Source organism: Treponema sp. R8-4-B8 (genome assembly GCF_054786175.1).
Map to the genome: position 1 here is coordinate 1 of NZ_BDHE01000103.1, position 1,292 is coordinate 1,292.

Here is a 1,292-nt window from a genome sequence, read left to right on the forward strand (position 1 = left end):
GGAATTATACGGTTGCGCGTGCCGCGTTATGCTTTTTTAAGGAATTCGGTCGTGTTCGCCGACATCAACGCGAATACCGATTACAAATTTGAAAGAATTTTTGTTGACCACCATAAAGAAGCGTACCAAATGCTTAAAAGCGGCGCGGTCGACGCGTTTTTTGGAATGGATACCGCCGAAGGGGCTTTTGACGAATACGGCGACGTTGTTGGCGAAGATTTCTACCCGTTGATATTCAGGTCGTCCTGTCTGTCAACGCAAAATGAAGAACTAAGGCCTATAATTAACGCGCTGGAAAAGGCGATGAGCAACCGTGTTCTTGAGTATCTTACAGAACTGCAAAAAAGAGGACATGATCAATATTTGGAAAACAAGCTTTATACGCTGATGACCAAAGAAGAACTCAACTATATTAAAAACAACCCTGTTATATCAATTGGCGCGGACTTTAGCAATTATCCTATTTCTTTTTTCAATTTCCGCACCAATAAATGGGAGGGAATTTATTTTGAAGCGCTGAAAGAAATCGAAAAACTTACAGGGCTTAAATTCCAACCTGCCAACGACCAAAATACGCCGGTACTGGACATGATAAAAAATGTTGAAAACGGCAAGGCTCTGATCATCCCGGAACTGTTTCAAATAAAGGAATATGAGGGGCGTTTTTTATGGTCGGATGTTCCGATTGTAAGCGATAACTTTGCGTTTGTATCAAGAGCGGATTTTCGCAATATTGACATTAACGACATTTTTCATTTGCATGTAGGCTTGCGTGGGGAAACAATATATTCCGAATTATTTAAAAAAATATTTCCCGCCCACCTTAATTATACCGAATATGACACTCAGGAAAAAACATGGGACGCTTTAGCCAGCGGCGATGTCGATGTGATTTTCAGCAGCCGGAGAAGACTGACTATCTACACCAACTACTATGAGGACGCAAGGTATAAATTAAATTTGGTATTTAACCATACCTTTAATTCTTATTTCGGCTATAACAAGGACGCCGACATTCTTAAATCAATTGTCGATAAGGCCCTGCGTATAGTCGATATAAATAATATTTCTAACCAGTGGGTATACAAGACTTATGATTACCGGAATAAATTGGCCGCGGCTCAGCGCCCCTGGTTAGTAGGAGCTTCAGTTTTATTTTTCTTAGTGCTTGTCCTTGTGTCAGTTCTTTTTATAAGAAGCCGCAGCGTTGGCAAGCAGTTGGAAAACCTGGTAAGCCAGAGGACAGGCGCCCTCGCGCTTGAGACATCAAAACTTAAAACGGTAATTGATTG

1 protein-coding gene is annotated in these 1,292 nt (G+C 41.3%); it reads left to right on the top strand.

Translation table 11 applies throughout. From position 1 onward, the window contains the following. Positions 1-18: 18 nt before the first annotated feature. Positions 19-1,292, top strand: a 1,274-nt coding sequence (locus tag ACYVRA_RS06555; protein ID WP_461251945.1) for a type 2 periplasmic-binding domain-containing protein, incomplete at its 3' end; no start/stop codon positions are given.